We start from the raw sequence: 22,904 nt of genomic DNA, 5'->3' as shown, positions 1-22,904 counted from the left end.
TACATCATGACAAAAGCAGCTGCGGTGTAGATATCAGATCGAACATCGTCACCAGTAGCCATAAAAAAAACCGCCAGAATGAAAGTAAGAAACAGGTATGTAAATCTCATGGCCTTACCTCATCGCGCAATCTCACAGCGTAACCCAGGCATAATTCCTTAGCATCCTGGAGAACCAAACGCGCTTCCTCATGAAGCCCCTGTGCGTAACCTCTTAGATATTCTCCAACTTTCTCCACCCCGATAGCCTGCTGATCTGCGATGAAGCGATCCGTGGCTGAGGTTTCGACATCTCCACGCAGGATGTTATATGCAATTAGCATTGCGCTTTCAGGTACTTCTTCATCAGCATAAAATGCATCCAGAGCTGACATCATTGCTTTCAATGACGGTTTGCTTTGCTTCAGCGCCGCGTTCTCAGCCGACAGAGCCGCACCATCCGTCTTCATATTCTCAATCGCGCTCACAACATCGGCTATTCCATCTGCGCCAACGGCCTGCATCATCGATTTTTCCCAATCAATTTCAGCGGCGACTGCGGCCTTAAGCTCGAGGGATTGCGAATCAAACTGCGCGTAAGCATGGCGCAGCGCCGCAGTCGTGACGTCCAGTTGAGAAGCCAGACGCGTTACCATTTTCGCGATATCGATGATCGGCGTGTCGCTGCTCATGTGCCGCGCGAACTCGTGGCCCGCGGCGACTAATTCTTTGTTGTTCATTGTCTCGTTCACCGTAAGATTCTCCGTTCGAAATAGATAAACTGCTTTACCGCACCACGAGGCATTTCGAGTTTTTCCGCAATGTCATGTCGGGAAATACCCGCCGCGTGCATCTGGCGCGCCAGCTCAATGTCCTCCTGGCGATAACGCGCCGACTGATGGCGATCGCCGTGGAGACGAAGAGAAACGCCCAGCTCCGCAGCTTTACAACGAACGGCGGTATCAGTCCGGCCAATCAGCGCGGCGATTTGCAGCGCTGTCATGGTTCCGGCGCACTGGCGGACGATCATGATTTCAGCGTGTACCCATGCGTAACGTCTGGTTTTTGGCATGCTTAAATCCTCCCCTGCGCTTTGCGGCGGTCATACTCAGCCTTCATGATTTCTGCCGGGGTTGGCCCTTTCGCCTGCGCTGGGGCGGCCAGCGCGCGGCGAACGGGCGGGATCGGCTTGCCACTGGCAACACGCCGCTCCCAGCTTCCGAGCAATGCGCCTGCTTCCGCTAAAAGTTCTCTCTCGGTCATCTGCCGATCAACGCCGCGGCGGCGCAGCTCCAGGCAAATGTGATACATCACCGGCTGAGACCACGGGTATTGCTCGCTGGTGGGATAGCGGAAGACCAGCTTGCGCCACTTCCAGAACTCGTCCATGACGTCCTGCGAGCTGATCCCCAGCGGCCCTCTTCCCTCCCGGCACCACGCCACGAACTGCCCCGGCGACGGCATGAACGGTTTTTCCTGGCGGCGCGCGATACGCATGCCAGCGTTCACCTGCTCAATGCTGACAATCCCGTTTTCTCCGAACGCCAGAAGCCACTGAAGGCGGAACTCGTTCAGGTCCTCCTGCGTGCGAATAGTCGCCATAACCGCCGGGAACGTGGCTTTGAGCTGGGTAAACAGCGCATTGAAAAGCGCGGCTGTCTTCTCAACTTCAGCCTTAGGCTGCTCATCCTGAATTTCCGGCATCCCGTACGCTACGCGGCGCATATTTTCGCGGTCATAGTCGTGCATCTGTTCAGCGATACTTTTCATTCGAACACTCCGTTGATCCAGTCAGTGTTATTCCAGTCGAGCGCCTGCGGTGCATGCACGCTGGTGGAAGGATTCTGATTACGGTTACGCTTCGTTGTGAGCCTGTCCCACTTCTTGCGCAGGCTGGAGGGGCTGAGAATGTTCTCGCTCCAGAAATCGTCCTTGCTGGCCCACTGCAGTAATTCGCAAATTTCGTAATGCGTACGGTGGTCCTGCATGCGCATCAGGCGGATGGTATTGGCCCACTCAACCCATTTCGGTGTGGTCAGGCTGGCGTTGACCTGCAGCAACTGCGCATAAATCCACTGCGCAGCTTTGAGATCGTCAGCAGTCCCCCAGGATTTTCCTGCCGGGGTATAAACCCCGTTGGCTGCTTCGGGATGGCGGGAAAGAAACTTTTCAGTAACCTCGTTTCGGGATTCGTCAGAATTCCGGGACATAGATCTTTTAATATTGTTATTGTTCTTGTATTGGGTGTCTCCCATTTCCGGGAAAGGTTTTCCTGTTTTCGGGAAGGATTTTCCCGTTTTCGGTAAAAGTTTTCCCGTTTTCGGTTTGTCTAAAATCCAGGCAGATAGCTCAGTATTTATACCGACTGTTTTCATCACACCCTGCTTATGAGCGAAGATGATTTTTCTCGCAGCCAGCGACTTAATGGCTTCAGAAATATGCGAATCGCCTAAATTTGTCAGCTCGGCAATAACCGTGTTTGTCACACGGTCCTGCTTCTTGTTCCACCCATAGGTAAGCCAGATAATCGCCTCAAGGCACTGCCACTCACGGCCCGACATACGCAGACGTGGTTTAAGTTTTTGTATCTCGTTAGCGGTCTTGGTATACCCGTTAGCCAGGTCGGCCATTTGACCTCCCGAACGATCGGTATTTATTGGGAAATTGAATATTTCAGCAGTATTTGACATACTCACTCCGCAGTTAACTCGCATTGATTGCACCCGAAAGCCGCTGGTGTTAGAGCACCTCGGCTTTCACCCTTTCAGAACAGTCCGGCCTGTTGACGGCTACCCTTAACGCGCTTCCTCCCGAACTTGTCTGAAGGCAGTTGTTGTTTCTCTGCCCACAATTTTGCGTGACGTAAAACATCCTCGAAAATCCTCCCCTTACGGCTAGCCTGAGACATGCGCTTGTACAAGTCGACCGCCTGCCATGCCCCCCCTGAGCCACAGCCACGCTGAAGCCCTGTTTAATGAGTTCTTCGCAAACATGCTTTTCGATAAACTCGATATGATTCATCAGTCCCACCCCAGCGGCCCCGGCCTGCAACGTTCTGCGCGTAAACCGATATCAGCCAGCGTCTCGACCGATGCCAGGTAGTCACGGGAAACCACAACCGCTTCCGGCGGTACAACCTGCAATCCGAGCGCAGAAAGCTCTTTAGCCATCTCGGCAAAGTGGCCATCTGATTTGCGCTTGCTCACCGTTGATTCACTGATGCCGATCTGCTCGGCGTAGTTTTTTTGGCCCACCGACGCAAGCCGGTTGAGAAAAACGCTCTCAATTTCAAGCGGGTTGAGAATCGGCGGTTCTAACTTTCGTGCTATTGCGTTGTGCATGATGGAAACTCCTTGGTGTTTGCACAGACGATAAGATCTCTAATGGGCTGCTTTCTGGTCTTCTCCATGCAGCAACCAATACGACTCACAATCCAATGCCTTAGCCAATTCCGCGAGATACCGCGGACGTTTAGTTTTGCCGGATTCGATGAGCTGAATTGTTTGCTGCTTAACTCCAGCCAAATTGGCTAACTCTTCCTGAGTTAGAGACAGAGACTTACGACGATCTTTTAAGCGGTCTGAAATGGTTTTCATTGAACCTCCTTACAAATTATCTTGTATTTAAAAACAATATAACTTGTTTGTCAATTACAAGCTTACTTGTGAACATGGGAGGATGAAAATAAAGGAGTAGAAAATGTCTATTTCGGCGAGAGTAAGAGCCAAAAGAGAGCAGTTAGGTCTAACCCAAACAGAACTCGCTGAAAAAGTTAAAGCTTCTCAGCAAGCAATAGAGCAGCTGGAAAATGGGAAAACCAGGAGGCCTCGATATCTTCCTGAGCTGGCTAAAGCCCTTGGAGTCAGCGTTGACTGGATTCTTAATGGTGATGAAAATTTTTCACAAATATCCCCATATGTGCCGGGTAAAAAATATCCTGTATTAAGTAAGATACAGGCAGGTGCATGGCTTGAGGCTGTTGAGGCGTACACGCTAAAAGATATTGATAACTGGCTTGAGTCAGATGCACACATTCAAGGTGAGGCATTTTGGCTTCAAGTTGATGGAGACTCAATGACAGCGCCGGCAGGATTGAGTATACCTGAAGGGACTTTTGTGCTTTTTGACACTGGTCGTGAAGCGATTAATGGTAGTCTCGTTATAGCAAAACTATCTGATTCTAACGAAGCAACATTCAAGAAGCTTGTTATTGATGGTGGACAAAAATATCTTAAGGGACTGAACCCTCAATGGCCCTTGGTATCCATCAACGGCAACTGTCGAATCATCGGCGTCGCCATTGAAACAAAACTTAGATTGGTTTGACCCCTACCATATGAAGCCCTGGGCTAAGATCAGGGCTTTCCCAGCCTCTACCACCCAAAACTTTAACAACTAAATTCGTTTTTAATACAATGAATTAGGTTTTTCACATCAAAAATTACAAGTTATATTGTTTACTAAAAACTAGTTTTCTTGTATTTTTATTTCATCCAAACAGCAACAGATAACGAGGTGGGTGATGGAAGAACACGAATCGGTATTGCTTAACGGTCAGCTTTGCCACAAAGACATCGCGATTATTGTGATCGACAAGGTTTTGCCAACAGTGCTCGAAGTGGTAGCCGAATTAACGAAAGCCGGAAAACGGTCAGATGTAGTAGATGAAGCGGCGAAAACTGTTGTTAACGCCGCGCTGGGTGCAATCAGTTTGAGGAGCCTAATTTCTCCCAAACCTTGAGAGCCTCATTTGACTTGTCTTCTTCCTGCCTGGTTAACAGCGATAGAAAGTCGACTTCTGAGCGCTCAACCTCTGAGAGAAATTCTTCGGGCGTGACGTCGTCAGGTTGAGTGGTCGCATAAGCGACAGCGAGAAGCCAAGCCTTATCTTCTTTTTTCATGATTTTTCCTTGCTGGTTGTGTAGGAACTCCAGCATACCACCGCGCCGGGCGTGGATAAAAGACCGGCGGTAAGCCACTTACGAGTGGCGTTACCAAAGCCAGTTTGCGAACTGGTTTTGGTATCCAGAAGCGGTCTTCGCGGTGGTGAATTGCAGCCCTGAGAGGCAAGCCGAAGATAAGCGCCGGCCATCACCAGCGAAGACCACTTAACACAGAAATGTGCGCATAAGGTTTTTCAACGTTCCGCCAGCCGGGCGATAACGGCAGAGGATGAGATGGAAGTAATTCACAACTCTACGCAATACAAAGTCACGCCGCTGGCCAATGGCAGTTTGTGGCGCCTGACTTCAACAGAGCACCCACGCGAAAGCGTCGTTCTCACCCGCGATCAGATGGTCAAGGCTGGCCTCGGCTACGTATTTGAATCCGTCGTTGTCGACGTGAACAAGGTGCGCGCGGCTCAGAACAAGATCGTTATCGCCCGTTTTTTACAGGATGACCTGATGTGGTACCACGCCGTTCAGGAATTCCGCCAGGCAACCGGAGCGTACTGATGAATACCCTTTTTGCATTAGTGCTGACGGTTGGCATGACCAACGGTGATTTTCAGGATGTGGTGCTGGGTGTGTATGACAACCAGCAGCAGTGTGAAGCGGCAGCGGTTGAGCAGCAGGTTAACGGTGAATGCTATCCGGTTGACGGCATTGTCCGCGCTGATGAACAACCAGCCAACTAAAGGTTAATTTCGGGAGGGATGATGGAAATCAGATGTGGTTATTGCAGTAAGCCAGTTAAGCCTGAGGAAGTGGTGAAGAGCACACTTCTTTACCGCCGGGGGCGGGAACTGGCCCGAAAAGAAAAAGAGTACTGCTCCGAGAAATGCGCCAGTCACGATCAGATGGCCCACGAAGGCTAAACGCAAAAACCCGCCGAAGCGGGCTTTACGTCCAGCGGAACCGACCAAAGCACGCTGGAAATTACCAAAAACCAAAGAACACCCGATGGGCGCTATCAATGGCTCCGGGATTCTAACACCCAAAATTGAGGATCCTGTATGGAATTTTTCAATCTTATTAAAGCCAGCCAGAAATCAAAAAAACCGAACGGTGTTTTCTGGTATTCAGCTAAAACAGAGACGCGGTAAGCTTCAGGCGCAGGTTATCCTTGAAGATGCTGGAATTGAAACTGGACGTGGGCAGGATTATCAGTTGCCTGTTCTGACCAATTTCCCGGTGGTTGATGATCTGCCTGAAGAAGGCGTAATCGACTTTACCTGGTGCGATCGCTACGAACTGCAGGAAGACGGGCGTACCTGGCTACCGATTGCCGGCAACCCGCAGAGCAACAACATTCAGGATGAACACGCCAGCTTAAAGGCGGACAATGCAGCCACAACCAGTGGCAAGGATGATGGCATTCAAGATCGCGCCTTCACTCATCAGCAATACACCTTCGAGCAGCGTGCGCTCGGTACCTGGCTCTATGGTCTCTTCGACGAGCTGAGCGACGATCAGAAACGGGAAATCTCACGCCTCAGCATGGATATGGACGCCACCTATCCGCAAAATGTGCTGCTGGCCTGCCGCAATAACGACATTCGCCAGCTGCAGCATGTTTTCCCTGAAACGCTGGCAGACCTTTTCACCGATACCAAATCCATCTGGCCTGCTGATGGCAAATCACCTCAACTGCGGCAACTCGTTTCATTCTTTTCTGAGTGGATCAACGGTCATAACTCAAATACTGCCAGCATTGATGGCAGAAAGCCTGGTCGTGATGCCGTGACCGCAAAGTGGCTTAAGAAATCAGGTAATGCAGTCTTACAGCGCACTGACACTGGTACGAACGCAGGCGGCGGTAATAAAACTGACCGTAATCCCGACTATGTTCACACCCTGGACACTTTGGATGTTGAGATCGCGCTGGCCACGCTGCCAATGGATTTCAACATTTATGACATCCCGGGTGGGGTTTACCGTCGGGCAAAAGAGATCGTAACCAAAAAAGAAAGCCCTTTCAAAGAATGGTCGGCGGCCCTGCGCAAGTGTGCCGGTATTCTTGATTATTCTCGTGCTGCGATTTTCGTGCTGATTCGCAGTGCGGCGGAGAATGCCCATCATTTCCCGGTCAGCCTGCAGACCTATATCAATGCAAATTTAACGGAAAGCAATCACAAAGCTCCAACCGAAGAAACCCTGGCGGCAGCTGGTCATACGCCGGAGGTGAGCTGGGAGAATGAAATAAACGAGCGGGTTGTTGCAGAACGGAAAGCAGCGGTCGAACAACCTGAAATCGCCAACATGGGCGATGGCGTATTCTCCATCGAAGGCCTGCTGGGTACCCCCTCAAATGAAGTCGCAAAACAGGAAGTGGAGAAAGTCGATCATGTGCAGATGGAAGAGACTCGCAACAGCCAGAGCGAGACTGAAGCTCCGGTACCAGCAGTCGAAAGCGTTGATGCAGCTGATACGCCGGCAGTTACCTTAACCGGTGCCGACATTCTGGCAGCCAACGCGCCGCATCTCGCTGACCAGGCGGAGACGGATCAGAACCAGAATACTGATATTCCGCACCAGACCGGGCCAGAAACGAAACAAAAGCAGCCAAAAGCGCAACAAATCGAGCCACCAGTGCAACAACCTGAACCATCGGTACCGGAGTTTCCGGCGTACTTCGAATCGGGCCGATATGAAGGTCTGCCGAACGAGGTTTACCACGCTGCGAACGGTGTCAGCTCTACTCAGGTAAAGGATGCCCGCGTCAGCCTGATGTACTTCAATGCCCGTCACGTTGCCAAAACCATCCCGCGCGTGCCGTCTAAGGTTCTGGACATGGGTAACCTGGTGCATGCACTGGCACTGCAGCCGGAAAAACTTGAAGAAGAGTTCAGTATCGAGCCGGTGATCCCCGATGGTGCATTCACCACCACGGCCACCCTGCGTGCCTTTATCGATGAGTACAATAACGGACTGCCAGTGCTGCTTAGCACAGACGATATCAAACGATTCATTGAGGAGCACAACGCCACCCTGCCCGCGCCGGCGTCGCTGGGTGGTGATAAAGATGCACTTGGCCTGGCATATCTTGAGTTACCCGCTGAGTTTAAGCGAATTGTTGGTGACGATAAAAACTTTACCGCCACGGCAATGAAAGCCTGCATCAAGGAGTACAACGCCACTCTGCCCGCGCCGGTGAAAACCACCGGAAGCCGTGACGCGCTGCTGGAGCAGCTGGCGATTATCAATCCTGATCTGGTTGCGCAGGAGGCTCAGAAACCAGCACCGCTGAAAGTTTCCGGCACCAAAGCCGACATGATTCAGGCTGTGAGATCCGTTAAGCCAGATGCAGTATTCGCTGACGAGCTGCTGGACGCCTGGCGCGAGAATCCGGGCGATAAAATTCTGGTGACACGCCAGCAATTAGCGACCGCAGTGGCCATACAATCCGCTCTTCTGGCGCACCCGACTGCAGGCATGCTGCTGACGCACCCGAGCCGCGCAGTTGAAGTCAGTTATTTCGGCTTTGACGATGAGACCGGCCTTGAAGTGCGAGTACGCCCGGACCTCGAAATCGACCTGGACGGTGTTCGTATCGGCGCTGACCTCAAAACCATCAGCATGTGGAATGTTAAGCAGGAAAGTCTGCGCGCCAGACTGCACCGGGAAATTATCGACCGCGATTATCACCTGAGTGCGGCTATGTACTGCGAAACTGCAGCGCTGGATCAATTCTTCTGGATATTCGTCAACAAAGACGAGAACTACCACTGGATCGCGATCATCGAGGCATCCGTAGAACTGCTGGAGCTGGGCATGCTCGAGTACAGAAAAACCATGCGTGCCATCGCTACCGGCTTCGATACAGGGGTATGGCCCGCGCCGATCACCAGCGACTACACCGATGAACTGAACGACTTTGATATGCGCCGCCTTGAAGCGCTGCGCGCCCAGGCATAAGGGGAAATGAAAATGACCACATCAATTTCTAATACTGAAAACAAAACGCAGATGATCGACAACGTTTCTATCCTGACCAACGGTGAACTGTTCGATCGCCTCCGCACCCTGTCAGTGGTAATGGCGAACAGCGAATCGTTCGTGCCAGCGCATTTTCGCGGCAAGCCTGATGCCTGTATGGCGGTTGTAATGCAGGCCGCGCGCTGGGGAATGGACCCGTTCGCGGTGGCTCAGAAAACCTTCATCGTCGGAAACAGCGGCGTGCTCGGTTATGAAGCCCAGCTGGTCAACGCAGTCGTTACCAATATGTCTCCCACGAAAGACCGCCTACATTTTGAGTGGTTTGGTGCCTGGGAAAACATTGTCGGCCGGTTTGTTGAGAAAACCAGTGCGAAAAACAATACCTACATAGCTCCTGGCTGGGATCTGAAGGATGAGGCTGGCGTGGGTGTGCGAGTATGGGCAACGATGAAGGGTGAGGAAGAGCCACGTGAACTGGTGCTGATGCTGTCTCAGGCGCAGGTGCGTAATTCAACACTGTGGGCGAGCGATCCACGCCAGCAACTTGCTTATCTGGCAGTGAAACGCTGGGCGCGCCTGTACTGCCCTGATGTGATCCTCGGCGTTTATACCGCTGATGAAATCGACGAGCGCCAGGAAAAAATCATTAACCCGGCACCGGCAAAGCGCGTCAGTGTCTCCGAAATAGCGGAAGAGACAGCCACCAGCAGCGCGCAGGAATCCACAGTCAATATTGACGCAGCGGCTGATGAATTCCGCGATCGCATCGAGAAGGCAGAGGACGTGGATGCCGCCAAAGCCGTTCGCGCCGATATCGAGACGGCAAAACAGATGCTGGGATCTGCGCTGTTCACCGAGCTTAAAAACAAAGCGGTTAAGCGTTATTACCTGGTGGATGCACGCAATAAAGTCGAAGCGGCGATCAATTCCCTGCCCCAGCCCGGCGAGCCTGAGGCGGCTGAGCTTTTCGCAAAAGCTGAACAGACGCTGGCGGCCGCTAAACGTCACCTGGGCGATGATCTGTACGAGCGGTTCAGTATCAACCTGCTCGATATGAAACCAGAATACGTTAGCTGAGGGAGGCGGGAGGGTTCGCCCTCCCGAAATAACGATGGCAGATAAAAATACTACCCGCTGGAGCATGCACGAGCTGGCGCTGCTGATGAAGCACAGCAACGAGGAAGTAGTAAGCATTACGGGCCGCACGGTGGAGGATGTGGAAGAACGCCGCCTGCGTACCAACATCGAGCGCAACTGCTGGGACCGTTTCGATCCGGAGCGTGCCGTATGAAGCTGGTTAACCGAGGCAGTAAACAATCACCGATTGCCCGGCAGGCATGCGATGCGGCGCTGGCGGAACACGTCGCACGCTTCGGGGAGTTTGGACGACGCGCTACCGTCAGCACCTACACGGTGCAGGTCGAGGGGGCAAAGGTGGTGGTCGAGGTGACGAACCGGCGTACCAGCTATGTGGCCACGGCACTATGCGGTGCGCGCAGATTAAAGCGATTGCCAGGGCAGAAAGCCTGAGGAGGAAGCATGGAACCATATAGCCTGACCCTGAAACAGGCATGCGAAATGCTGGGTATTTCGCGCCCTACCGTGACGAACTGGATAAAGACTGGGCGGCTCAAGGCAACACGTAAAGATCCAAATAAGCCGAAATCACCTTATCTCACCACCCGACAGGCATGCATTGCTGCGATCAATTCTCCGCTGCATACTGTCAGCGTGAGCGCGGGTAATGGCATAACAGAGGAATTGAAATGTCACTCTTCCGCAGAGGTGAAACCTGGTACGCCAGTTTCACATTGCCGGACGGCAAAAGATTTAAGCAGTCTCTTGGCACAAAGGACAAAAGGCAAGCCACGGAACTCCATGACAGGTTAAAGGCTGAAGCCTGGCGTATCAGTAAACTCGGCGATAAACCGAGTATGAGTTTTGAAGATGCGTGCATACGCTGGCTTGAGGAAAAAGCCCATAAGAAATCGCTGGATGATGATAAGAGCCGGATAGGATTCTGGCTCCAGCATTTTGCGGGATCGCAGCTGAAGGACATAACTGAAACACGCATATACAGCGCTATCCAGAAAATGACAAACCGGAGGCATGAAGAAAACTGGAAGTTGCAGGCAGAAGCATTGAGGAAAAAAGGGAAAGTAGCACCAGAATATGTTGCTCGCCCGGCGGCTGCCGCGACCAAAGCGACACATCTGGCCTTCATCAAGGCATTATTGCGCGCCGCCGAACGTGAATGGAAAGTGCTTGATAAAGCGCCTGTTATTAAGGTACCTCAGCCAAAGAATAAGCGTATTCGCTGGCTGGAACCTCATGAAGCAAAAAGACTGATTGATGAATGTCCGGAGCCGTTGAAGTCGGTGGTTCAGTTTGCTCTTGCTACCGGCCTTCGCAGGTCGAACATCATCAATCTTGAGTGGCAACAAATCGATATGCAGCGCCGGGTTGCGTGGATCCACCCGGAGGAGAGCAAATCGAACAGAGCTATTGGGGTAGCCCTGAACGATACTGCATGCCGTGTGCTTAAAAAACAAATCGGAAATCATGCCAGGTGGGTTTTTGTTTACAGGGAAAGCTGCACTAAACCGGATGGCAGTAAAAGCCCGGTGGTAAGGAAGATGCGTTACGATGCTAACACAGCCTGGCGCGCGGTTCTGCGCCGAGCTGGTATCGAGGATTTCCGCTTTCACGATTTACGGCATACCTGGGCAAGCTGGTTAGTTCAGGCCGGAGTACCGATATCAGTGTTGCAGGAAATGGGTGGGTGGGAGTCCATCGAAATGGTTCGTCGGTATGCTCACCTGGCACCGAACCATCTTACGGAGCATGCAAAGCAGATAGACGCTATTTTTGATGCGAGTGTCCCAAATCTGTCCCATGGGGATAAACAGGAAGGAGCGAAATATGGATAACTATTTGATTTCACTGGTGCCGATAAGAGGAGTCGAACCTCCGACCTTCGCATTACGAATGCGCTGCTCTACCAACTGAGCTATATCGGCCCTGAGAAGGGAGTGACTTACCAGCGGTAAATCACGGGGTAGAAGGTTAAAACTAACCGGGCGATGCGTCAATGGTCTTATGAATCAACCGACTATTTTTGCATCACCCGGCCGTATTTAAGCACGAATAGTATCGTCGCCGTAGCCGATCCACTTATAGGTGGTCAGGGCTTCGAGTCCCATCGGGCCGCGCGCGTGCAGTTTTTGCGTGCTGACCGCCACTTCTGCGCCGAGACCAAACTGGCCGCCGTCGGTGAAGCGGGTGGAGGCGTTAACGTAAACGGCGGAAGAATCCACCTCGTTAATGAAACGTCCGGCATTACGCAGCGTGCGCGTCAGGATGGCGTCGGAGTGCTGCGTGCCGTGCTGACGGATATGGTCAATGGCATCATCTAAATCAGTGACGATTTTGACGCTTAAATCCAGCGACAGAAATTCGTTGTCATACTCGTCTGCTTTGACTGCAACAACCTGCGCCGGACCCGCTTGTAACATTTCCAGCGCGTTAGCGTCGGCGTGCAGCGTAACGCCGCGTTCCGCCATCCGCTCGCTCAGCGCAGGCAGAAAACGCGCCGCGATCCCCTGATGCACCAGCAGCGTCTCTACCGTGTTGCAGGTACTCGGGCGCTGGGTTTTTGCATTCACAAGGATGTCGAGGGCTGGCGCGATTTCTGCGGAATCATCGACGAAAATATGGCAGACGCCAATTCCGCCGGTGATCACTGGGATTGTCGACTGCTCGCGGCACAATTTGTGTAGCCCCGCCCCGCCGCGCGGGATCAGCATATCGATGTATTTGTCCATGCGCAGGAGTTCGCTTACCAGCGCGCGATCAGGGCTTTCAATCGCCTGCACCGCGCCTGCGGGCAGGCCGCACTCTTCCAGCGCCTGCTGGATCACTTTCACCGTTGCGGCGTTAGTGCGCCAGGTCTCTTTCCCGCCGCGCAGAATCGCAGCGTTGCCGGTTTTCAGGCACAGGGAGGCAACGTCCACCGTCACGTTCGGGCGCGCTTCATAAATAACACCGATGACGCCCAGCGGCACGCGGCGACGTTCGAGACGCAGGCCGCTATCCAGCAGGCCGCCATCGATCACCTGCCCGACCGGATCGGCCAGTTGGCAGACCTGACGGACATCGTTGGCCATCGCGCTCAGACGCGCCGGGTTCAGCGCCAGGCGATCGAGCATCGCGTCGCTGAGGCCGTTGCGGCGTGCTTCCAGCAGATCCTGCTCGTTGGCCGTCAGAATTTGCTGTGCTTCCACTTCCAGATAATCAGCAATTTTTTCCAGAACGCGGTTTTTCTCTTTACTGCCGAGCAGCGCCAGCTGGTAAGAGGCCGCTTTGGCCGCCTTACCCATTTGTTCCAGCATACTTCGCTCCTTAACGGGTGATCATATCGTCGCGATGAACCGCCACCGGGCCATATTCATAGCCGAGAATAGCGTCAATCTGTTGAGAGTGATGCCCGGCGATGCGTCGCAGCGCATCGCTGTTGTAGCGGCTGACGCCGTGGGCAATGTCGCGACCATCAAGACTACGGATACGGATCACTTCACCACGGGAGAAGTTTCCTGTCACGCTTTTAATGCCTTTAGGAAGTAATGAGCTACCGCGCTCAAGGATGGCAGAGGTGGCGCCCTCATCAACGGTGATTTCGCCCGCAGGCGGCGCGCCGAAGATCCAGCGCTTACGGTTTTCCAGCGGTGATTCCTGCGCGTGAAAGCGCGTGCCGACGGAGAGATTTTCCATCACATCGCCAATCACACCGGGGCGGCTGCCAGCGGCAATGATGGTATCAATACCTGCCCGGCAGGCGATATCGGCGGCCTGAAGTTTGGTACCCATGCCGCCGGTTCCGAGGCCCGAGACGCTATCGCCCGCGATGGCGCGCAGGGCGTCATCGATGCTGTAAACATCTTTAATCAGTTCAGCATCGGGATGGCTGCGCGGATCGGCGGTAAAAAGCCCCTGCTGATCGGTCAGCAGCAGCAGTTTATCCGCACCGGCGAGGATCGCCGCCAGCGCCGAGAGATTATCGTTGTCGCCGACTTTGATTTCGGTGGTCGCCACGGCGTCATTCTCATTGATGACCGGCACAATATTGTTGTCGAGCAGGGCGCGCAGGGTGTCGCGTGCGTTGAGGAAACGCTCTCTGTCTTCCATATCGGCGCGGGTCAGCAGCATCTGCCCGATATGAATGCCATAAATGGAGAAGAGCTGTTCCCAGAGCTGGATCAGGCGACTCTGCCCTACGGCGGCCAGCAACTGTTTGGAGGCGATGGTGGCCGGAAGCTCCGGATAGCCAAGGTGTTCGCGTCCGGCAGCAATCGCGCCAGAGGTTACGATAACGATACGATGCCCGGCGGCATGTAGCTGCGCGCACTGGCGCACCAGCTCAACAATATGGGCGCGATTGAGGCGGCGCGATCCGCCCGTTAATACACTGGTGCCCAGTTTTACCACCAGCGTCTGGCTGTCACTCATCATTTTCTGCCGTTATACAAATCATAAATGGATATCAGGCAAATGTTGTAACAGGAGTGAGAGCGCTTGCCAACTCTCGCGGTATCGGGCGTGACATTTTGTTGCGCAGGATCAGCAAGCGTAGCGGCTGATGTTTACATTTAGATTACAAACATAATTAAAATGAATATTTTAGAAATAATCTGAAACTGTCATAAATCTTTCATCCTCAAACGTTAAAACCCTTCATGTTTTCAACGGGGCAGTCGCCCGATATTTATTAGCGTGTCTTTCAAAGAAGCAGGGTTAAAAATGAAAAAAAGTATTCTGGCATTAGTGGTAACGGGTGTTGTCGCGTCCTCTGCGGTTCATGCGGCTGAAGTTTATAATAAGAACAGCAATAAACTTGATGTGTATGGCAAAGTAAAAGCTATGCACTACTTCAGTGATAACGACAGTAAAGATGGCGACCAGACTTATGTGCGTTTCGGTTTTAAAGGCGAAACGCAAATTAACGATCAGTTGACCGGTTTCGGTCGCTGGGAAGCCGAATTCGCCGGCAATAAAGAAGAAGGCAACAGCAGCACGCAGAAAACACGTCTGGCTTTTGCCGGTCTGAAATTTAGTAAATTTGGTTCAATTGATTACGGTCGTAACCTTGGCGCGCTGTACGACGTCGAAGCCTGGACCGATATGTTCCCGGAGTTCGGCGGCGACTCGTCCGGTCAGACCGATAACTTTATGACCAAACGTTCCAGCGGGCTGGCAACGTATCGTAATACCGACTTCTTCGGCGCAATCGACGGTCTGGATTTGACCATTCAGTATCAGGGCAAAAACGAAGGTCGTAGCGACGTGAAGAAACAGAACGGCGACGGTGTCGGCACCTCTCTGACCTATGATTTCGGCGGCAGCGATTTCGCCATCAGCGGCGCGTATACCAACTCTGACCGTACCGACGATCAGCAGAATCTGACGCTGGCTCCCCGCGGTCACGGCGATAAAGCGGAAGCCTGGGCTACCGGCCTGAAATATGATGCCAATAATATTTACCTGGCAACCATGTATTCCGAAACGCGCAATATGACGCCAATTTCCGGCGGTTTCGCGAATAAGGCTCAGCATTTTGAAGCGGTCGCGCAGTATCAGTTTGATTCTGGTCTGCGTCCGTCTCTGGGCTATGTACAATCCAAAGGAAAAGATATTGAAGGCGTCGGTGACGAAGACATCGTAAAATATATCGATGTGGGCGCGACGTATTATTTCAACAAAAACATGTCCGCCTTTGTTGATTATAAAATCAACCAGCTTGATGACGATAACAAACTTGCTATCAACAGCGATGACATCGTGGCCGCCGGCCTGACCTATCAGTTCTGATGAAGCTTAAGCTTCAAACGAAAAAAGCCCTGTTGATACAGGGCTTTTTTATTCATCGTCCAGACAGGTTACTTCAGGACTCGCTCGGAGAAACCGTCTGCTGGCTCCAGAGAAAGTTCAAGCGTCTTCAGCAGATCGCGCGCTCTTTCATGGAACTGACGTAAGGTGTGCTCAAGACGTTCGCTGACTTCAGGATCTTTGATCTCAGTGGGCTGCCACTTGCCTTCTTTGTCGAACAAGCCGAAATGATAACGGTAAGTAAATCGTTTTTCCTCGGCATCCATCTCCATCCACCATCCCCAGAACTCACGCTTTTCAGGTGCCGGTTTGACATTGACGCAAACTGCCAGGCAATCGAAAAAGAAGCGGGTATCTTCACATTGCTCCTCACGGATGTAAGGGCCAAGCGCCGTGAATTTCTTAATCAGTCTGCTTTTCGGGTGTCCACTCGGTAACGTCATTGCTATCTCCTTTTGTGATGCAACTGTTTTACCAAATCAATGGAAATTAGCAAACTATTAACCAAATCTATGATTAATCCAGGCGGTAATTTCTCTCAACGCCTTGTCAAAGTTGCGATACACCGGGCTAAAGGCGATCGGCAGCAGCTTGCCGTCAGCGGATGACGAAACGATGAGTCGGGACTCCTCTTCCGGGCTGAACGGATCGTTTTTCCAGAAGCCGGACAGCATCGGTGTCGGACAGCGGCGACCCAGTAGCCCCTGCGTTTTCAGCGAATAGCGGTTCAGTTCAACGCGTAGTGCTTCATCGGAGGCGTCGTGCATCCCAAGACGGCTGGCTAACACATCCAGGTACATTTCCGGCACGCGTCCCTGACGCAAGGGATCGTTGAGCAGCGAGTGCACCACTGGCCCGAGACAGGCGACAGCCTTCAGCCGCGGCGATTCAAGATAGGCCAGTCGCACCGCGACGTTGGCTCCGAAACGAAATCCAAACAGCGCCACGCGGGTATGGTCGATCCACGGGATATTCGGCAGGGTTTTTAATACCTGCTGATGCAGCATGCTGGAGTCCTGTGTCAGCTTCCATTTTGAAGAGAAGCCGATCGAGGGCATATCCAGCGTCAGCATGGCGATTCCCTGCGGCGCAAAATAGCGCTCAAACAGGCTGTAGTAGTCAAATTGCAGAGAGTCGAGGCCGCCACACATGAGGATGGTGGGAAAAGGGCCTTCCCCTTCCGGCATATGTAAAAAACCGGTCACGGGAGAGCCGCCGGGAATAGCGAATTCCATTTCACGCATCTGTCCCGGCAGACGCTGAGCCGCTTCTTCGTAGGCGCGACTTGCCAGCACCTGCGCCTGCTCAGCCAGTTCATCACCTTTCAGATGAGGATAGGCCGCAATACTGTAAAGGTTAGAGGCGTGCAGCCAGTGGCGACCGCAGAGGGTCGCATCTTCTTCCTGACTGGCTTTTTGCTGCCAGAGCATTGCCTGTTTCGACCATTCATAGATCCAGTTGCCGCCGCGATAGCCGACCACCGTATCATAAAGGTTGGGATCGGTACGTTCGGCGGTACTCATCACGATACGCGACTGCACGTCGAGGATTTCACGCGCATCAACGCCGCGCGAGATCCACATCAGGCGGTTAACCATGCGATACCAGTGTGGAACGTTTTTACCGTCCAGCGTGGATTGCATCAGCGGTTGTTCGCCCGGATTAAACCGACGCACCAGCGTCGACGTTTCAGGATGTTTAAAACGAGGTTTGAACAGGGTTTCGCTGAGATTGGCCTGGGTCATTGCGCGCAGCCTCCATGATGACGTCATTGAGGCTCATTGTAACGCGTCAGAGGCTAAAATGAACAACGCCCGGTAAACCGGGCGCTGAAAAGCATGGAAATTAACGACCTGAGATAGGCGGAATGAAGACAACGCCCATATCCCACGGCTGTTCGATCCAGGTGTCCTGAGGGATATCAACAACATAATCGTCCACCAGCGGACGGCCAGCCGGTTTTGCAAAGATAGTGACGAAATGTGCTTTCGGGTACATTTCGCGGATCGCAACGGCGGTGCCGCCGGTATCAACCAGATCGTCAATAACGATGAAGCCTTCGCCATCGCCTTCGGCGCGCTTGAGGACTTTCAGCTCACGCTGGTTATCGTGGTCATAGCTGGAGATGCAAACGGTATCTACATGACGAATACCCAGTTCACGCGCCAGCAGCGCGCCAGGAACCAGACCCCCACGGCTAACGGCAATAATGCCTTTCCACTGTTCTGAGGGCATCAGGCGAGTGGCCAGTTTGCGTGCGTGAATCTGCAACATGTCCCAGGTGACGACGTATTTTTCGCTCATGTGAAGTGTCCCAGCCTGTTTTTACGGCTTAAAAAGTGTTCGAGGGGGAAATAGGTTGCGCGAGATTATAGAGATCTGAAACGTTAAAAACCAGTGTTAAGCGGTATTGCGGGGTGTTTTTGCGTGCTTAATACTGGTCGTAACCGGATAAAGTGGTATTCTCAAGCTCATCCCGCAAGCCTGACTTGTCGTGTGATCTTTTTTGCTAACCCTTGACCTGCAAGCGTCTTTGCAGAAAGTCGAAAGGAGACTTATCGTGTCTGAACTGTCTCAACTATCTCCGCAGCCGCTGTGGGATATTTTTGCCAAAATTTGTTCCATTCCCCACCCTTCTCACCATGAAGAAGAACTCGCACAGCACATTATGGGCTGGGCAAAAGAGAAAGGTCTGTTTGTCGATCGCGACGCTGTGGGCAATATCCTGATTCGTAAAGCCGCGACGGCAGGTATGGAAAATCGTAAGCCGGTGGTTTTACAGGCGCATCTGGATATGGTGCCGCAGAAAAACAACGATACGGTACACGACTTCGCGAAAGACCCGATCCAACCGTATATCGACGGTGAGTGGGTTAAAGCGCGCGGCACCACGCTGGGGGCGGATAACGGCATCGGTATGGCCTCCGCGCTGGCTGTTCTCGCTGACGATAGCGTTGAGCATGGTCCGCTGGAAGTTCTGCTGACCATGACCGAAGAGACCGGCATGGACGGTGCGTTTGGTCTGCAGGCAGGCTGGTTGCAGGCGGATATTCTGATTAACACCGACTCTGAAGAGGAAGGTGAAATCTATATGGGCTGCGCGGGCGGTATCGATTTTACCTCCAACCTGAACCTGACGCGCGAAGCGATCCCGGCGGGCTTCCAGAACGTTAAGCTGACGCTGAAAGGTCTGAAAGGCGGCCACTCCGGCGGCGATATCCATTTAGGTCTGGGCAACGCCAACAAACTGCTGGCGCGCTTCCTGGCGGTCCACGCGGCTGAACTGGATCTGCGCCTGGTGGATTTTAACGGCGGCACGTTGCGCAACGCGATCCCGCGTGAAGCCTTTGCCACCGTTGCCGTCTCTGCCGATAAAGCAGAACAGTTGAAAACGCAGGTTGCCACTTATCTGGACATCCTGAAAAACGAACTGTCGATCAAAGAAAAAAATCTGACCATCGTGCTGGAACCCGCTACCACCGATAAAGGCGCGCTTAACGCCCAGTCTCGTGACAGCTTTGTACATTTGCTGAACGCTACGCCGAACGGCGTCATCCGCAATTCCGACGTGGCGAAAGGCGTGGTGGAAACCTCCCTGAACGTGGGCGTGGTGACCATGACCGACGATAACGTTGAGATCCACTGCCTGATCCGCTCGCTGATCGACAGCGGTAAAGACTACGTGGTGAGCATGCTGGAATCGCTGGGTAAACTGGCGGGAGCCAAAACCCAGCCGAAAGGCGGCTATCCAGGCTGGCAGCCGGATGCCAGCTCACCGGTAATGCAGCTGGTGCGTGAAACTTACCAGCGTCTGTTCAACAAAACGCCGAACATTCAGGTGATCCATGCCGGTCTGGAATGCGGTCTGTTCAAGAAGCCGTATCCGCAGATGGATATGGTGTCTATCGGGCCAACCATTACCGGTCCGCACTCCCCGGATGAGCAGGTGCATATCGAAAGCGTGGGCCAGTACTGGACGCTGCTGACCGAACTGCTGAAGGCGATTCCGCAGAAGTAATAATATCCGCGCCATAACAGAGGCGCGGATTTTTGATGATGAACCCGGCGACAAATGCTTGCCGGGTTCAGGACCGTTACGATACCACGCTGAAATTCATCCCCTTAAACGTCCGCACAGGATCCCCCCGCTCAATTTGGTGATGAAACATCCGCCGCTGCGATTTTAATTCCGCGCCTTGTTCCTGCTGACGCTGCTCCAGCTTGTGTGCTATCAGCAAACAGGCCAGCCGCTTATTGGCATGCTGGCTGCGCTCCGACTGCACTTTAACGCTGATCCCCGTCGCAATATGCGTGGCGCGCACCGCCGAGTCGGTTTTATTAACATGCTGCCCGCCCGGCCCGGACGAACGCAGGGTTTCAAAGCGTATCTCTGCGGAAAACGCCTGCTCCGAAGGGGTAAAACGCGCCGCGCCAACGTACCAGTTTTTGCGTCCGTGGTGCGGGCGATACGGGCTGGCACAAATCCACTGTAGCGTGCCGCACCAGCGTTCGCTGAGTGCCATTGCCTTTTCGCCGTCCAGCGAGACCAGCGCGGAGCGCAACGTGTCGGGTAATCTTCCAGGCTCCGTTTCGAGCAGCGTCAGCGAGACCTTCTCACTGGCGGCCTCTTTAACCAGACGGTTCAGCGCTTTTTGCACCGCCAGACAGCACTCGTCCGGCCCCTGATCAGACGAGAGTTGCAATAAGATCATGCGTTTTTCTCCCCTGCGGTTTTCAGTGTCAGTACCGGACGCAGGCGGGCAACCGGCGTAATCAGTCCGGCATCGAACAGACAATCCACGACGCTGTCGACAGATTTATACGCCTGCGGCGCTTCTTCATAAATCAGCTGGCGATCGCGGCAAATCACCCGACTGCCCATGTCGGTACGGCTGAGCTGGAGCGGAGTAAATTTTGCCGATAACCGGCCCTTACACTCGGTGCGCATCCACTTACGCCCCGCGCCGTGCGCCAGTGAGAAGAGACTCTCTTCGCTGACAATCGGTTTCACCAGCCAGCTAAAATCGCCACGCGAACCGGGAATGATCACCAGCCCCTGCCCGTCAGGCGTGGCCCCTTTGCGATGCAGCCAACCTGCTTCACCCGCTACCGTGCAGGGTTCGACGAAGTTATGCGCTACATCCAGCAGCGGTTCGCCCTCTGCTTTGATCTGTTGCAGGATCCGCCGGGCAATCATTTCACGATTGCAGCGGGCAAAGGCCAGTGCATCGTTATGCTCATCAAGATAGCGGCGTGCATCGTCGCTCTCTTCCGGCAAACCGTCATGTGAGAACGCCTCGACGTGACGACGTAAAATAGCCTGCCCCAGACCGCGCGAACCGCTGTGCACCAGCAGTAATAGCTGCGCTTTCTGTAAACCTGACAGAGCGAAGGTCTCTGCATCGGCGATGCTATCGATCTGCTGCAACTCGGCAAAATGATTGCCGCCGCCAATCGATCCCAGCGCGGAGCGCCAGGGATGATGTTGCATTGCGGCGGGAACGTTTTCCGCCAGCCACTGCGCGTCGGCCACATCCGTTAGTTCAGCCAGCCGCTTTTCCGTTTTGTCGGCGTTGTACTTGCGGGACAGTAAATCGGTTTGCCACAGCGCCATTCCGCAGCCGATATCGTTGCCCACCAGCGCCGGGTAAAAACGCCCACGGGAGAAGAATGCCGCGCCAATGGGATAGCCACGTCCCGGATGCAAATCGGGCATCCCGACGACGCGCGTCATGCCCGCTAATTTAGCGGTAGTATGTAATTGTTGGATCGCAGAACCTTCGATCCACAGAGTATCTGATGCGATGGAAAATACCGCATCCGATAAAGGACGAATATAATTGCCCATATACCATTCCATATATGAATTAAAAAATCAGGAAATGGCAGACGAATCCAGGGCAATAAAGGAAGATTAATCCTGGAAATGTCTGCAAAGTGCGTTCAGGGAATTAAATGTCATGATGAACCTCCTTTGCAGTTATTGAGAGTAGAAAACGCGCGTATAGTAATACTCAAATTCGGGTTGTGCAATGGTTATTAAGTCTTAAAGGTCTGACTTATAATCCCAGCAACAGCTGTCGCTCCAGCTGCGGGTCAAGCAGCGTGACGTGCAGCCCGACCAGCCTGACGCCTCGCCCGCCCCGGCGTTCATCCCAGGTTTTGCGTGCGGTAGCGATCAAATCTTCTTTATTGAGCCGCGGCCAGACGTGTTCCTGGGTCGTCTGCTGAAAATCATTAAATTTGAGTTTAACGCCCTGACGAGCGATAAGCAGATCAGGTTTCACTTTTGCCAGCCGGCGTTCCAGTTCCGGATAAAGACGTTCAATAATGGCTTCGCAGTCGTGCCATTCGTGAATATCCTCCGCCAGCGTGCGCTCGACGCCAACCGATTTTCGCAGCCGTTCGTTATTGACCGTGCGTTCATCAATGCCCTGGCTACGCTCCCACAATACGCGACCAAATTTGCCAAAGCGCTTAAGTAGCAGTGCCAGATCGCTATTTTGCACGTCTTCACAAGTCCGCAGCCCCATATTTTCCAGCTTCGCCGCCGACACCTTGCCGACACCGGGAATTTTACTTAACGGCAGACTTTTAATGAAAGTCGGCACATCTTCCGGCGTAATAACATATTGTCCGTTGGGCTTATTCAGGTCAGAGGCGATTTTGGCGAGGAATTTAATCGGCGCAATACCCGCCGAAGCGGTGAGATTGAGTTCATCATAAATGGTCTTGCGGATCGCCTGCGCCATTAAGGTCGCGGAGCCGTGGCAGTGAAGGCTATCAGTGACATCCAGATAAGCTTCATCCAGCGAAAGCGGTTCAATCAGCGAAGTGTAGCGGGCGAAGATTTCGCGAATATGATCAGAGGCTTCACGGTAGGCTTCAAAGCGTCCCGGCAATAGCGTCAGGTGGGGGCACAATTTTAGCGCCATTGCCGTGGACATTGCGCTGCGCACCCCAAATTTACGCGCCGGATAGTTGGCGGTGCTGATCACGCCACGCCGCTCGCGGCTGCCGCCGATGGCGAGGGGGATATCACGCAGGGACGGGTTGTCGCGCATCTCTACCGCCGCGAAAAAGCAGTCCATATCGACATGTATGATCTTACGCATGAGAAGCCCCCCATCACTCACTGGATAAGTATACAGTGACATTGAAGTTA

Annotated in this window: 28 protein-coding genes and 1 tRNA gene; 13 read left to right on the top strand and 16 right to left on the bottom strand. The window is 53.2% G+C overall.

Annotated elements, in window-relative coordinates; genetic code table 11:
- Positions 1–106: 106 nt before the first annotated feature.
- The 6 genes from ACMGGS_RS12080 to ACMGGS_RS12055 form a co-directional block, all read right to left on the bottom strand.
- Positions 107–718: a hypothetical protein gene (locus tag ACMGGS_RS12080; RefSeq protein ID WP_414162860.1), complete on the bottom strand. Its 612-nt coding sequence runs from the start codon at positions 716–718 to the stop codon at positions 107–109.
- 8 nt (positions 719–726) lie between these two features.
- On the bottom strand, positions 727–1,050 hold the full coding sequence (locus ACMGGS_RS12075) for a DNA-binding protein (RefSeq protein WP_414162859.1): 324 nt from the start codon (positions 1,048–1,050) through the stop codon (positions 727–729).
- Between the two features lie 2 nt (positions 1,051–1,052).
- The gene (locus ACMGGS_RS12070; RefSeq protein WP_414162858.1) at positions 1,053–1,748 is read right to left on the bottom strand and encodes a replication protein P; all 696 of its coding nucleotides are present in this window, start codon (positions 1,746–1,748) and stop codon (positions 1,053–1,055) included.
- On the bottom strand, positions 1,745–2,668 hold the full coding sequence (locus ACMGGS_RS12065) for a replication protein (protein WP_414162857.1): 924 nt from the start codon (positions 2,666–2,668) through the stop codon (positions 1,745–1,747). The genes ACMGGS_RS12070 and ACMGGS_RS12065 overlap by 4 nt, the downstream gene beginning before the upstream one ends.
- A 330-nt stretch (positions 2,669–2,998) precedes the next feature.
- The gene (locus ACMGGS_RS12060) at positions 2,999–3,319 is read right to left on the bottom strand and encodes a CII family transcriptional regulator (RefSeq protein WP_414162856.1); all 321 of its coding nucleotides are present in this window, start codon (positions 3,317–3,319) and stop codon (positions 2,999–3,001) included.
- Between the two features lie 39 nt (positions 3,320–3,358).
- Complete coding sequence (locus ACMGGS_RS12055) at positions 3,359–3,574, bottom strand: helix-turn-helix domain-containing protein (protein WP_414162855.1); 216 nt, start codon at positions 3,572–3,574, stop codon at positions 3,359–3,361.
- A 103-nt stretch (positions 3,575–3,677) separates the two neighbouring features.
- Here ACMGGS_RS12055 and ACMGGS_RS12050 point away from each other — a divergent pair, with 103 nt between their 5' ends.
- The gene (locus ACMGGS_RS12050; protein WP_414162854.1) at positions 3,678–4,304 is read left to right on the top strand and encodes a LexA family protein; all 627 of its coding nucleotides are present in this window, start codon (positions 3,678–3,680) and stop codon (positions 4,302–4,304) included.
- A 196-nt stretch (positions 4,305–4,500) separates the two neighbouring features.
- Positions 4,501–4,719: a hypothetical protein gene (locus ACMGGS_RS12045; protein WP_414162853.1), complete on the top strand. Its 219-nt coding sequence runs from the start codon at positions 4,501–4,503 to the stop codon at positions 4,717–4,719.
- On the opposite strand, the gene ACMGGS_RS12040 is transcribed toward ACMGGS_RS12045, so the two are convergent.
- Entirely contained in the window at positions 4,685–4,879 is a 195-nt protein-coding gene (locus ACMGGS_RS12040) for a hypothetical protein (RefSeq protein WP_414162852.1), read from the bottom strand. The genes ACMGGS_RS12045 and ACMGGS_RS12040 overlap by 35 nt on opposite strands.
- A 276-nt stretch (positions 4,880–5,155) precedes the next feature.
- On the opposite strand from ACMGGS_RS12040, the gene ACMGGS_RS12035 reads away from it, so the two are divergent.
- The 9 genes from ACMGGS_RS12035 (at position 5,156) to ACMGGS_RS11995 (ending at position 11,787) form a co-directional block, all read left to right on the top strand.
- A complete protein-coding gene (locus tag ACMGGS_RS12035) occupies positions 5,156–5,434 on the top strand; it encodes a hypothetical protein (RefSeq protein WP_414162851.1) in 279 nt (92 codons plus the stop codon).
- Entirely contained in the window at positions 5,434–5,616 is a 183-nt protein-coding gene (locus tag ACMGGS_RS12030; protein ID WP_414162850.1) for a DUF1482 family protein, read from the top strand. Before ACMGGS_RS12035 ends, ACMGGS_RS12030 begins: the two co-directional genes overlap by 1 nt.
- 18 nt (positions 5,617–5,634) lie before the next feature.
- Positions 5,635–5,796, top strand: a complete 162-nt coding sequence (locus tag ACMGGS_RS12025) for a YdaE family protein (RefSeq protein WP_414162849.1) — start codon at positions 5,635–5,637, stop codon at positions 5,794–5,796.
- Positions 5,797–5,881: 85 nt separating this feature from the next.
- The gene (locus tag ACMGGS_RS12020; RefSeq protein ID WP_414162848.1) at positions 5,882–8,836 is read left to right on the top strand and encodes a RecE family exodeoxyribonuclease; all 2,955 of its coding nucleotides are present in this window, start codon (positions 5,882–5,884) and stop codon (positions 8,834–8,836) included.
- Between the two features lie 12 nt (positions 8,837–8,848).
- On the top strand, positions 8,849–9,934 hold the full coding sequence (locus ACMGGS_RS12015) for a RecT family recombinase (RefSeq protein ID WP_414162847.1): 1,086 nt from the start codon (positions 8,849–8,851) through the stop codon (positions 9,932–9,934).
- A gap of 34 nt (positions 9,935–9,968) precedes the next feature.
- Positions 9,969–10,148 carry a hypothetical protein gene (locus tag ACMGGS_RS12010; protein ID WP_414162846.1) on the top strand — a complete coding sequence of 60 codons (180 nt, stop codon included), beginning with the start codon at positions 9,969–9,971 and terminating at the stop codon, positions 10,146–10,148.
- Positions 10,145–10,387: a DUF4060 family protein gene (locus tag ACMGGS_RS12005; RefSeq protein ID WP_414162845.1), complete on the top strand. Its 243-nt coding sequence runs from the start codon at positions 10,145–10,147 to the stop codon at positions 10,385–10,387. The genes ACMGGS_RS12010 and ACMGGS_RS12005 overlap by 4 nt, the downstream gene beginning before the upstream one ends.
- Before the next feature lie 9 nt (positions 10,388–10,396).
- On the top strand, positions 10,397–10,747 hold the full coding sequence (locus tag ACMGGS_RS12000; RefSeq protein WP_414162844.1) for a helix-turn-helix domain-containing protein: 351 nt from the start codon (positions 10,397–10,399) through the stop codon (positions 10,745–10,747).
- A complete protein-coding gene (locus ACMGGS_RS11995; RefSeq protein WP_414166257.1) occupies positions 10,669–11,787 on the top strand; it encodes a site-specific integrase in 1,119 nt (372 codons plus the stop codon). Before ACMGGS_RS12000 ends, ACMGGS_RS11995 begins: the two co-directional genes overlap by 79 nt.
- Positions 11,788–11,801: 14 nt before the next feature.
- Here ACMGGS_RS11995 and ACMGGS_RS11990 read toward each other — a convergent pair.
- From ACMGGS_RS11990 to proB, 3 genes are all read right to left on the bottom strand, one after another.
- A tRNA-Thr gene (locus ACMGGS_RS11990) sits at positions 11,802–11,877 on the bottom strand.
- A 117-nt stretch (positions 11,878–11,994) separates the two neighbouring features.
- Positions 11,995–13,248, bottom strand: coding sequence for a glutamate-5-semialdehyde dehydrogenase (proA, locus tag ACMGGS_RS11985; RefSeq protein WP_414162843.1), 1,254 nt, complete (start codon positions 13,246–13,248; stop codon positions 11,995–11,997).
- A gap of 10 nt (positions 13,249–13,258) precedes the next feature.
- The gene (gene proB / locus ACMGGS_RS11980) at positions 13,259–14,362 is read right to left on the bottom strand and encodes a glutamate 5-kinase (RefSeq protein WP_414166256.1); all 1,104 of its coding nucleotides are present in this window, start codon (positions 14,360–14,362) and stop codon (positions 13,259–13,261) included.
- Positions 14,363–14,653: 291 nt separating this feature from the next.
- Between proB and phoE the strand changes: the two genes are divergently transcribed.
- Positions 14,654–15,721 carry a phosphoporin PhoE gene (phoE, locus tag ACMGGS_RS11975; RefSeq protein ID WP_414162842.1) on the top strand — a complete coding sequence of 356 codons (1,068 nt, stop codon included), beginning with the start codon at positions 14,654–14,656 and terminating at the stop codon, positions 15,719–15,721.
- A gap of 68 nt (positions 15,722–15,789) precedes the next feature.
- Here phoE and crl read toward each other — a convergent pair whose 3' ends face one another.
- From crl to gpt, 3 genes are all read right to left on the bottom strand, one after another.
- Positions 15,790–16,182: a sigma factor-binding protein Crl gene (gene crl / locus ACMGGS_RS11970; protein WP_414162841.1), complete on the bottom strand. Its 393-nt coding sequence runs from the start codon at positions 16,180–16,182 to the stop codon at positions 15,790–15,792.
- A gap of 57 nt (positions 16,183–16,239) precedes the next feature.
- The gene (frsA, locus tag ACMGGS_RS11965; RefSeq protein ID WP_414162840.1) at positions 16,240–17,484 is read right to left on the bottom strand and encodes an esterase FrsA; all 1,245 of its coding nucleotides are present in this window, start codon (positions 17,482–17,484) and stop codon (positions 16,240–16,242) included.
- 100 nt (positions 17,485–17,584) lie between these two features.
- On the bottom strand, positions 17,585–18,043 hold the full coding sequence (gpt, locus tag ACMGGS_RS11960) for a xanthine phosphoribosyltransferase (RefSeq protein ID WP_276163927.1): 459 nt from the start codon (positions 18,041–18,043) through the stop codon (positions 17,585–17,587).
- A 256-nt stretch (positions 18,044–18,299) separates the two neighbouring features.
- On the opposite strand from gpt, the gene pepD reads away from it, so the two are divergent.
- Positions 18,300–19,757 carry a cytosol nonspecific dipeptidase gene (pepD, locus tag ACMGGS_RS11955; RefSeq protein ID WP_414162839.1) on the top strand — a complete coding sequence of 486 codons (1,458 nt, stop codon included), beginning with the start codon at positions 18,300–18,302 and terminating at the stop codon, positions 19,755–19,757.
- Between the two features lie 76 nt (positions 19,758–19,833).
- On the opposite strand, the gene prfH is transcribed toward pepD, so the two are convergent.
- From prfH to dinB, 3 genes are all read right to left on the bottom strand, one after another.
- The gene (gene prfH, locus ACMGGS_RS11950) at positions 19,834–20,451 is read right to left on the bottom strand and encodes a peptide chain release factor H (protein WP_414162838.1); all 618 of its coding nucleotides are present in this window, start codon (positions 20,449–20,451) and stop codon (positions 19,834–19,836) included.
- Positions 20,448–21,587: an RNA ligase RtcB family protein gene (locus ACMGGS_RS11945; protein WP_414162837.1), complete on the bottom strand. Its 1,140-nt coding sequence runs from the start codon at positions 21,585–21,587 to the stop codon at positions 20,448–20,450. Before ACMGGS_RS11945 ends, prfH begins: the two co-directional genes overlap by 4 nt.
- A gap of 211 nt (positions 21,588–21,798) precedes the next feature.
- Complete coding sequence (gene dinB / locus ACMGGS_RS11940; protein WP_414162836.1) at positions 21,799–22,854, bottom strand: DNA polymerase IV; 1,056 nt, start codon at positions 22,852–22,854, stop codon at positions 21,799–21,801.
- Positions 22,855–22,904: the final 50 nt, after the last annotated feature.

The organism is Superficieibacter sp. BNK-5 (assembly GCF_047456055.1).
Classification (GTDB): Bacteria; Pseudomonadota; Gammaproteobacteria; order Enterobacterales; family Enterobacteriaceae; genus Superficieibacter.
Note: the sequence above shows the minus strand (reverse complement) of the source record. Positions and strands in the feature narration are given on the sequence as shown.